Source organism: Agrobacterium sp. 5Ca50 (genome assembly GCF_055381905.1).
In genome coordinates this window covers 3,099,857-3,110,000 of the sequence record NZ_AP026438.1, presented here as the reverse complement: position 1 = coordinate 3,110,000, position 10,144 = coordinate 3,099,857, and the positions used below count along the sequence as shown (strand labels likewise).

Annotated in this window: 5 protein-coding genes, 2 tRNA genes, 2 rRNA genes and 1 pseudogene; 6 read left to right on the top strand and 4 right to left on the bottom strand. The window is 53.0% G+C overall.

What is annotated here, in order from left to right:
* Nucleotides 1-212 precede the first annotated feature (212 nt).
* From ACZ5FM_RS15075 to ACZ5FM_RS15065, 3 genes are all read left to right on the top strand, one after another.
* A 23S ribosomal RNA gene (locus tag ACZ5FM_RS15075) occupies nucleotides 213-3,013 on the top strand.
* 95 nt (nucleotides 3,014-3,108) lie between these two features.
* Nucleotides 3,109-3,223 (top strand): 5S ribosomal RNA (gene rrf / locus ACZ5FM_RS15070).
* A gap of 375 nt (nucleotides 3,224-3,598) precedes the next feature.
* A tRNA-Met gene (locus ACZ5FM_RS15065) sits at nucleotides 3,599-3,675 on the top strand.
* A gap of 340 nt (nucleotides 3,676-4,015) precedes the next feature.
* On the opposite strand, the pseudogene ACZ5FM_RS15060 reads toward ACZ5FM_RS15065, so the two are convergent.
* The 3 genes and pseudogenes from ACZ5FM_RS15060 to ACZ5FM_RS15050 form a co-directional block, all read right to left on the bottom strand.
* A pseudogene (locus ACZ5FM_RS15060) lies at nucleotides 4,016-4,240 on the bottom strand (LysR family transcriptional regulator); the annotation flags it as partial.
* 438 nt (nucleotides 4,241-4,678) lie between these two features.
* A tRNA-Gln gene (locus ACZ5FM_RS15055) sits at nucleotides 4,679-4,752 on the bottom strand.
* 102 nt (nucleotides 4,753-4,854) lie between these two features.
* Nucleotides 4,855-5,292, bottom strand: a complete 438-nt coding sequence (locus tag ACZ5FM_RS15050) for an Lrp/AsnC family transcriptional regulator (protein ID WP_250985513.1) — start codon at nucleotides 5,290-5,292, stop codon at nucleotides 4,855-4,857.
* 129 nt (nucleotides 5,293-5,421) lie between these two features.
* On the opposite strand from ACZ5FM_RS15050, the gene rocF reads away from it, so the two are divergent.
* From rocF to glpD, 3 genes are all read left to right on the top strand, one after another.
* Entirely contained in the window at nucleotides 5,422-6,342 is a 921-nt protein-coding gene (rocF, locus tag ACZ5FM_RS15045; protein ID WP_464039123.1) for an arginase, read from the top strand.
* 17 nt (nucleotides 6,343-6,359) lie between these two features.
* Nucleotides 6,360-7,415: an ornithine cyclodeaminase gene (locus ACZ5FM_RS15040; RefSeq protein ID WP_312949962.1), complete on the top strand. Its 1,056-nt coding sequence runs from the start codon at nucleotides 6,360-6,362 to the stop codon at nucleotides 7,413-7,415.
* A gap of 155 nt (nucleotides 7,416-7,570) precedes the next feature.
* A complete protein-coding gene (gene glpD / locus ACZ5FM_RS15035; RefSeq protein WP_464039122.1) occupies nucleotides 7,571-9,091 on the top strand; it encodes a glycerol-3-phosphate dehydrogenase in 1,521 nt (506 codons plus the stop codon).
* 15 nt (nucleotides 9,092-9,106) lie between these two features.
* Here the strand turns inward: glpD and ACZ5FM_RS15030 are convergent, their stop codons facing one another.
* Nucleotides 9,107-9,991, bottom strand: a complete 885-nt coding sequence (locus tag ACZ5FM_RS15030; protein WP_312949967.1) for a DMT family transporter — start codon at nucleotides 9,989-9,991, stop codon at nucleotides 9,107-9,109.
* Nucleotides 9,992-10,144 lie beyond the last annotated feature (153 nt).

Sequence of the window (10,144 nt, the reverse complement as noted above, 5' to 3'; positions counted from 1 at the left end):
TGGAAATGCTGGATTGGTGTTGCCTGACCGCGCATCACCGGATGATATCTCGAGAAGCTGGTCTTAATGATACGACCTCGAAGTGCACCGGCGTGCCTTCATATGAGGATTGTATCGAACACGTCGATGGCATCAAAGAATGATCTGGTTGTAAAAGGTAACCGGGTCTTGCCTCCTTTGGAGGCTATGTGATGGGCATAGACAATGAGAACGAACAAGTGTTTTAAGGGCATTTGGTGGATGCCTTGGCATGCACAGGCGAAGAAGGACGTGATACGCTGCGATAAGCCGTGGGGAGCTGCGAATAAGCTTTGATCCATGGATCTCCGAATGGGGCAACCCACCTTAAATACTTGGAGAATCCAAGCTGTTCTTATGAACGGTTTGGGTTTCCAAGTATTGATATAAGGTATCTTACCTTCGAATACATAGGGGTAAGAAGCGAACGCAGGGAACTGAAACATCTAAGTACCTGCAGGAAAGGACATCAACCGAGACTCCGTAAGTAGTGGCGAGCGAACGCGGACCAGGCCAGTGGCAATGATGAATAAAGTGGAACGATCTGGAAAGTTCGGCCGTAGCGGGTGATAGCCCCGTACACGTAGAACAATCATTGTCCTTGAGTAAGGCGGGGCACGTGAAATCCTGTCTGAACATGGGGAGACCACTCTCCAAGCCTAAGTACTCGTGCATGACCGATAGCGAACAAGTACCGTGAGGGAAAGGTGAAAAGCACCCCGACGAGGGGAGTGAAATAGAACCTGAAACCGGATGCCTACAAACAGTCGGAGCCCGCAAGGGTGACGGCGTACCTTTTGTATAATGGGTCAACGACTTAGTGTAACTAGCAAGCTTAAGCCGGTAGGTGTAGGCGCAGCGAAAGCGAGTCTGAATAGGGCGATTTAGTTAGTTGCATTAGACCCGAAACCGAGTGATCTAGCCATGAGCAGGCTGAAGGTTGGGTAACACCAACTGGAGGGCCGAACCCATATCTGTTGCAATAGATTGGGATGACTTGTGGCTAGGGGTGAAAGGCCAATCAAACTCGGAAATAGCTGGTTCTCCGCGAAATCTATTTAGGTAGAGCGTCGACCGAATACCCTCGGGGGTAGAGCACTGGATGGGCTATGGGGACTCACCGTCTTACTGATCCTAACCAAACTCCGAATACCGAGGAGTACTAGTCGGCAGACACACGGCGGGTGCTAACGTCCGTCGTGAAGAGGGCAACAACCCTGACCTCCAGCTAAGGTCCCCAAGTCATGGCTAAGTGGGAAAGGATGTGAGGATCCCAAAACAACCAGGATGTTGGCTTAGAAGCAGCCATCATTTAAAGAAAGCGTAACAGCTCACTGGTCTAAATAAGGGTCTTTGCGCCGAAAATGTAACGGGGCTAAAGCCATGCACCGAAGCTGAGGATACGATCTTATGATCGTGTGGTAGCGGAGCGTTCCGTAAGTCTGTGAAGGCGGACCCGTGAGGGCTGCTGGAGATATCGGAAGTGCGAATGTTGACATGAGTAACGATAAAGGGAGTGAGAGACTCCCTCGCCGAAAGACCAAGGGTTCCTGCTTAAAGTTAATCTGAGCAGGGTTAGCCGGCCCCTAAGACGAGGCGGACACGCGTAGTCGATGGGAACCACGTTAATATTCGTGGGCCTGGTGGTAGTGACGGATCTCGTGTGTTGTACACCCTTATTGGATTGGTTGTGCAGCGAAGAGGTTCCAGGAAATAGCTCCACCGTATAGACCGTACCCGAAACCGACACAGGTGGTCAGGTAGAGTATACCAAGGCGCTTGAGAGAACTATGTTGAAGGAACTCGGCAAATTGCACGCGTAACTTCGGAAGAAGCGTGACCCCATTGTACGCAAGTATAGTGGGGTGGCACAGACCAGGGGGTAGCGACTGTTTATCAAAAACACAGGGCTCTGCGAAGTAGCAATACGACGTATAGGGTCTGACGCCTGCCCGGTGCTGGAAGGTTAAAGGGAGGGGTGCAAGCTCTGAACTGAAGCCCCAGTAAACGGCGGCCGTAACTATAACGGTCCTAAGGTAGCGAAATTCCTTGTCGGGTAAGTTCCGACCTGCACGAATGGCGTAACGACTTCCCCGCTGTCTCCAACATAGACTCAGTGAAATTGAATTCCCCGTGAAGATGCGGGGTTCCTGCGGTCAGACGGAAAGACCCCGTGCACCTTTACTATAGCTTTACACTGGCATTCGCCAAGGCATGTGTAGGATAGGTGGTAGGCTTTGAAGCAGGGACGCCAGTTCTTGTGGAGCCATCCTTGAAATACCACCCTTATCTTCGTGGATGTCTAACCGCGGTCCGTTATCCGGATCCGGGACAGTGTATGGTGGGTAGTTTGACTGGGGCGGTCGCCTCCGAAAGAGTAACGGAGGCGCGCGATGGTTAGCTCAGACCGGTCGGAAATCGGTCGTCGAGTGCAATGGCATAAGCTAGCCTGACTGCGAGACTGACAAGTCGAGCAGAGACGAAAGTCGGTCATAGTGATCCGGTGGTCCCGTGTGGAAGGGCCATCGCTCAACGGATAAAAGGTACGCCGGGGATAACAGGCTGATGACCCCCAAGAGTCCATATCGACGGGGTTGTTTGGCACCTCGATGTCGACTCATCGCATCCTGGGGCTGGAGCAGGTCCCAAGGGTATGGCTGTTCGCCATTTAAAGCGGTACGTGAGTTGGGTTCAGAACGTCGTGAGACAGTTCGGTCCCTATCTGCCGTGGGTGTAGGAATATTGACAGGATCTGTCCCTAGTACGAGAGGACCGGGATGGACGTATCTCTGGTGGATCTGTTGTCCTGCCAAGGGCATAGCAGAGTAGCTATATACGGAATGGATAACCGCTGAAGGCATCTAAGCGGGAAACCAACCTGAAAACGAGTATTCCCTATCAGAGCCGTGGAAGACGACCACGTTGATAGGACGGGTGTGGAAGTACAGTAATGTATGAAGCTTACCGTTACTAATAGCTCGATCGACTTCTTCGTTCTCATTGTTCATGTCCATCAAGACGTGTTAAATTAAAGTGAGCTTCAAGCTCTCCAGCTTCTCGAAAACAACGTAAGTTGTTGCGTTTTGCCGACCTGGTGGTTATTGCGGGGCGGCTGCACCCGTTCCCATTCCGAACACGGCCGTGAAACGCCCCAGCGCCAATGGTACTTCGTCTTAAGACGCGGGAGAGTAGGTCGCTGCCAGGTCTGCTAAACGCAACTCAAAGCTTACAAAACATCTTCTCATCACAAAAAGGGCCTCGATGCCCAACACGAGGCCGCTATCAAAGCGGCCTTTTGCGTTTAAGGCCAATTCTTGGACTCATGCCGTCCCGCATTCCGAAAAGCTAACTCTTTGAGGGCTGATAGATCGGGAAAACTGGCAAGTTCAGGAAACGCGAGACAAATTGCAACGCAATTTGCTCGGCACAGATCCGTCAATCGCTAGAGCGATCGACGTCGTCGCGACAAATCCTCTGGATTTGCGCTGGTTCGGACAAACTGCCATGCAGTTTACCGAGTACGGACAAACTGTTTTACAGTTTGCCGAGGGGTATTTTGCCTTTGGCAAAAACCTGGTAACGCGGGGTGGAGCAGCCCGGTAGCTCGTCAGGCTCATAACCTGAAGGCCGCAGGTTCAAATCCTGCCCCCGCAACCAATAAAACAAGCCCGCAGCAAGCGGGCTTTTTTGTTGCTAACGCGTCGAGGAGTTAACGCCTCCTCAGGGGCCCGCAAGGAGGCACAGCCGACGCAACGGGACAGAAAAATCCTAAATCCTGCCCCGCAACCAAATCACCAAAACATCCCCCAAAAAATCAAAATCTCAAAGCTAAAAGAAACCGCAGACCATTGCCGGCACCTACGCGCCCGCGAAAATAACCCTGCTCAAAGCACAACGACCAAGGCACACCAAAGCTGCCCAATGCGAAAGTCAAAGCCACGAAAAACCGCCGGCGACAAAACGCTCAATAACCAATGGTAGACGTCCCACCAGAAAATCATGGCCACGCTCGCACAACATGCTCGCTCAGAAAATCCAAATAGGCGCGTACCCGGCCAGACAATGGTCCCGAACCACCATAGACCCACCAGATAACCTCGGCATCACGTGGATTATAATCGTCCAGAACAGACACAAGTCTGCCCGCCTCAATATCCTCCTCCACATGAAAACCGCCAACACGCCCCAAGCCTAAACCATCAAGGCACAATCGCCGCATCGCCTTGACGAAATCATTGAAGGCACGCAGCGGAGACCGAACAACACGACGGCCGGCGCCGAAAGTCGGCGTAATGTGCTGCACCACTTCTTATGATCAGCCCGGCGCGAAAGGCAGGGCGGAATAGAGCTGATCGATCGACTTGCTTGCACCTCAGAGGGCGACAATGACGGTCCGAAACTTGCGGTCGATGTGAATGGTGGCGGTACAACATAAGACGGCGGCGTAAACGGCAGGTCATTTGCCCGTGTGGTCCACGGATTTGCCAAGAGAAAGCTGGCCAATCAGACGCGACATAATGCGATTAACTTACCGGTTTTGGCAGGTCACAGGAGTCAAGTTCCGGGAAAGGTGTGAGTTACAATGCGTACGCATGCACATATAATGCCAGCTCACTAAAGAGCTTTCTTACGGTATTATACGGTGTCTGGAAAAGAGAATTGGCTGGGGAACCTGGATTCGAACCAAGATTAACGGAGTCAGAGTCCGTCGTTCTACCGTTGAACTATTCCCCAACGCTGCGAAGTGGCTGCGCCGCTCTGATAGGGCGTCATATAAATGATTTAACCCCTGATGCAAGCTCAAAATGCGTTTTTGGCAAAGGAAATTCGCTTTGCTTACAATCTCGCCCGTGTTGAATGTGGCGAGGATAATAACAGGCTGGTTTCACTGCCGGTGATACCGGGAATAAGACGTATGCGGCGTAGGATCGCGTCGAAGGTGGCCAGTGTTGGGGCGCTGAGTTCAGCGATCAGATCCCAGCGGCCATTGGTGGTATGAACTTCAGAAATTTCAGCAATGCCTTCGAGTGCGCGAATCACGCGATCCGTCACATGCCCCTCGATTTCGATCATCATGATTCCCCGCACCGCCTCTTCAACGGCATCAGCCCGTAGGATGACGGTGTAACCTAGAATAACGCCGGACTTTTCCAGTCGTTCTATATGCGCACGTACTGTGGCACGCGACGCGCCGGTTTCTGCGGCCAGATCCGAAATGCTGCGACGTCCATTATGGCGCAATTGCGTGATGAGTTTTTCGTCAAGCGGATCCATGTTGCCACTTTGTCTCCATGAGTGACCAAAATGGTAAAGCTATTGGCGCTATTTGCCAATAATTATTGTTCATCTCGCCAGTTAAACATGGTCTGATCCTCTGAATAGAATTTGAGAGGAGTGATGGCCATGGAATGCAGACTGATTGGTGCACCATTGCAGATTGGAGCAGGGCAGTTGGGCTGCGAGATGGGCCCAAGTGCGCTGAGGATTGCAGGTCTTAAAACCGCGCTTCAAGCTCTTGGTCACACGGTCACTGATATCGGTAATGTGGCACCCAAGGCGTTCGCGGAAATCCCGCATCCCAACGCCGCCGTTCACCACCTCGGTGAGACGGCTGCCTGGACGGAAGCTCTGAGTGAAGCGGCCTATCGTGAAAGCGGGCTTGGCATGCCGATTTTCATGGGCGGTGACCATGCGATATCGGCGGGAACGGTTGCCGGCTTGTCAAAGCGTGCTGCAGAAATGAGCCGTCCGCTTTTTGTGCTCTGGCTTGACGCGCATACGGATTATCACAGCCTTGAAACAACGCGCAGCGGCAATCTGCATGGGGTGCCTGTTGCGTATTACAGCGGAAGAGAAAGTTTTTCGGGCTATTTCCCACCGCTTGAACACCCCGTTGATCCAAACCGCATCTGCATGATCGGTATTCGAAGCGTTGATCCGGCTGAGAGCGTCGCCCTCAAAGGCTCTGGTATCACCGTGCATGACATGCGCATGATCGACGAACATGGCGTCGCCGTGCTGCTGCGCGAGTTTCTTGCGAAGGTCGAGGCCGCAAACGGTTTGCTGCATGTCAGCCTTGACGTTGATTTTCTTGAGCCCGCCATCGCACCAGCGGTTGGCACAACGGTCCCAGGTGGCGCTACCTTCCGTGAGGCACATCTGGTGATGGAAATGCTGCATGACAGCGGCCTGGTTTCGAGCCTTGATCTGGTCGAGCTTAATCCGTTTCTCGATGAAAGAGGGCGTACAGCAACGCTTATGGTCGATCTTGCTGCCAGCCTGATGGGCAAGAGCGTGATGGATCGCCCGAACCGGGCAGGCTGATTGCGGAGGAGATGACTATGACAATCGTACCTAATTTGAATATCGTTCCATTCGTCAGTGTTGATCACATGATGAAGCTGGTTTTGAAGATCGGCATCGATACATTCCTGCGTGAACTGGCGGATGTTGTCGAAGAAGATTTCCTGCGCTGGGAGAGTTTTGACAAGACGCCCCGCATCGCGTCGCACTCGACCGATGGTGTTATTGAACTGATGCCGACCAGCGATGGCACTTTATACGGCTTCAAATACGTCAACGGCCATCCCAAGAACACGCGGGAAGGCCGGCAGACCGTAACGGCCTTTGGCGTACTTTCTGACGTAGGCAACGGTTATCCGATGCTGCTGACCGAAATGACAATCCTGACGGCGCTTAGAACCGCTGCGACGTCAGCCGTTGCGGCCAAACATCTTGCACGCAAGAACGCGCGCACCATGGCGATCATCGGTAATGGTGCCCAGAGCGAATTTCAGGCGCGTGCCTTCAAGGCTATCCTCGGGATCGATCAACTGCGTCTCTATGACATTGATCCCGCCGCGAGTGAGAAATGCCGCCGCAATCTTGCCGGACAGGGCTTTGATATTGTGATTTGTCCAACTGCGCAGGATGCTGTCGAAGGTGCTGACATCATCACCACGGTTACGGCAGACAAACAATATGCCACGATCCTCAGTGACAACATGGTGGGCCCTGGCGTGCACATCAACGCGGTTGGTGGTGACTGCCCAGGCAAGACAGAGTTGCACAAGGATATCCTGTTGCGATCGGATATTTTTGTCGAGTATCCACCGCAGACCCGCATCGAAGGCGAGATACAGCAGTTACCGGCCGATTATCCGGTCAAGGAGCTGTGGCAGGTGATGGCTGGCATGACGGACGGCCGGGTGAACGATCACCAGATCACTCTTTTTGACAGCGTCGGTTTTGCGACCGAGGATTTTTCGGCTCTGCGTTATGTGCGTGCCAAACTGCACGATACAGGACTTTTCGAGGAGTTGGACCTCCTTGCTGACCCGGATGATCCACGCGATCTATTCGGCATGTTGCTGCGTTGTGAGGCAGCGATGGCCTGATAAAGGCCGGGTAATCTGTTTACGCCTCCCATTGGCCAGATTGAGACTCATGACGTTATTCTGCTGAATTTCGTCATAGTTTCATTTGAATTTCATTATCTTCGGTGCTGTAAGCTGTTCCGGATACAATGAGATTTTCCTTTAGGGAGACGGACTTGCAGCAGGAAGTAATACACGACCTCTTCATTATCGGTGGCGGCATCAATGGCTGCGGCATCGCACGTGATGCTGCTGGCCGTGGATACTCGGTTGGCCTTGCCGAAATGAGCGATTTTGCTGCAGGTACGTCATCTGGTGCCACCAAACTTATTCACGGTGGTTTGCGATATCTCGAACATTACGAGTTCCGGTTGGTTCGTGAATCGCTGATGGAACGTGAAGTGCTGTGGGCAATGGCACCACATATCATCAAGCCGATGCGGTTTGTGTTGCCTTACAATAAGGGCGGTGTGCGCCCTGCCTGGCTCATTCGCCTCGGCCTGTTCCTCTATGACCATTTGGGTGGCCGCAAGTTGTTGCCACCGACCAAGTCGCTGGACATGCGCCGCGATGTGGCAGGCAAACCGCTGAAGCCGATTTTCGACAAGGCATTCGAATATTCTGACGGTTGGGTGGATGATGCGCGGCTGGTGGTCCTGAATGCGAGGGATGCAGCCAATCGTGGCGCACATATCATGAACCGCACCAGAGTGACGTCGGCGAAGCGTGATGGCAAGCTCTGGTCGCTGACATTGACCGATACGGTTAGTTGGCAGGTCACTACGGTTAAAGCCCGCATGCTGATCAATGCGGCGGGCCCGTGGGTTGACCAGGTGCTGGGGCAGTCCTTGGGCCGCAACGCCGTGCACAATGTACGGCTTGTGCAGGGCAGCCATATCATCGTGAAAAAGAAGTTCGATGATCCGCGTGCCTATTTCTTCCAGAACCCTGACAACCGCATAATTTTCGCCATTCCCTATGAGGATGAGTTCACGCTGATCGGCACGACAGATCGTGACTACAAGGCTGATCCGAAGGACGTGAAGATCAGTGACGAGGAAATTCAGTATCTGTGCAATGCCGCCAGCGAATACTTTGCTGAGCCGGTTCGCGCAGAAGATATCGTCTGGACCTATTCCGCTGTTCGTCCGCTCTATGATGACGGTGCCTCTAAGGCGCAGGAAGCGACCCGTGATTATGTGCTGAAACTGGATGGAGCCACTGACGAAGCACCGCTTCTCAATGTGTTTGGTGGCAAACTCACCACATATCGCCGTCTTGCAGAACATGCGATGGAAATCATTGGCAAGGCTTTGGTCATCAAGGGGGCACCGTGGACTGCAAAGAGCCGTTTGCCGGGTGGTGATTTCGATGTCACGGGTTATGAGACCGAAGTCAAAAAGCTCTCCGCCGCTTATCCATTTCTGGAAACATCACATGCACGACGCCTCGTCAGGCTTTATGGCACCAATGCCAATCGTGTGCTTGGGTCAGCTGTGCAAATTTCCGAGCTCGGTCAACATTTTGGCGCAGATCTCTACGCCAAAGAGGTTGATTGGCTGATGACGCAGGAATGGGCGAACCATGCCGTCGATGTCGTCTGGCGCCGTACCAAGATTGGTCTCCACCTCACCGCAGAGCAGATTGAAGTGCTTGAGACCTACATGGTAAATACAGCGAATGCCCCAGCCGCATAAGGAATAGGAGGGCTGTCAGCCCTCCGTCTTGCGGTTCTTACGTGCGACCATGTTTTCACGCCAAATGGTGAAGATACCTGCGGCGACAACGATCACAGCGCCAATGATCATATTGGTGCTCAGGCTCTCGCCAAAAAGCGTCACGCCGATGATCGAGACCAGAACAAGCTGGTAATAAGAGAACGGCTGTACCGAGGCTGCATCGGCCAGTTCAAAGGCTTTGATGAGCAGGTAGTGGCCACTCATGCCGGTGGCACACAATGCAAGCATCCAGACAATATCATGTGGCGCAAAAGAAACCCAATAAAAGGGACCGACAAAGGTCAGCGCCACTGCGCCCGCAACGCCGGTATAAAAGAAGCTGGTCATGGCACTGTCAGTACGGCTGGCCAGCCGTGTCAAAACGCCATAAAGCCCAAGCAGGAACGCGGCGATGAAGGTGACGATCAGCATGGGGTCAAATCCATCACCTTCCGGTTTGAGGATAATCAGTACCCCGATAAAACCGACGAGAATAGCCGACCACCGACGCCAGCCGACACGCTCACCAAGGATGGGAACTGACAGCGCTGCCACCATCAGGGGTGTGGAGGCGAGAATGGAATGAGAGTGCGCCAGGCCTACAATGGCGAAGGAGGTAATCGATAGCGAAATCTGTACCGCAAGGATCACACCACGGCTGATTTGCAGGCCTAGCCGCTTTGCCGCGATTGTTGCCCGTAACCCATCGCGGGATCGGATGGCCATGAAGATCGCAAACAGTGCAAACGCCCAATAGCGGATCATGGTCACGAAGACCGGCGGATAATGGGTGCCAAGATATTTCGAGATACCGTCCTGAACCGCAAAAATGCTGAAAGCAATCAGCGCATAAAGGAGGCCGGTGGTCTTGGCTTGCATTGAAAGCTCATATCTTGGGTTCTGACCGACGCCGGTGTAGGGCGCGTGCCAAATGCATGTAAAAGGCGGGAAGTCAGTTTTATAAGAAACCATTCTTCATTGTCTGACAACCTGATTTTTTAGGTTTCAGCTATGCAAGGCAATCTTAGCTTT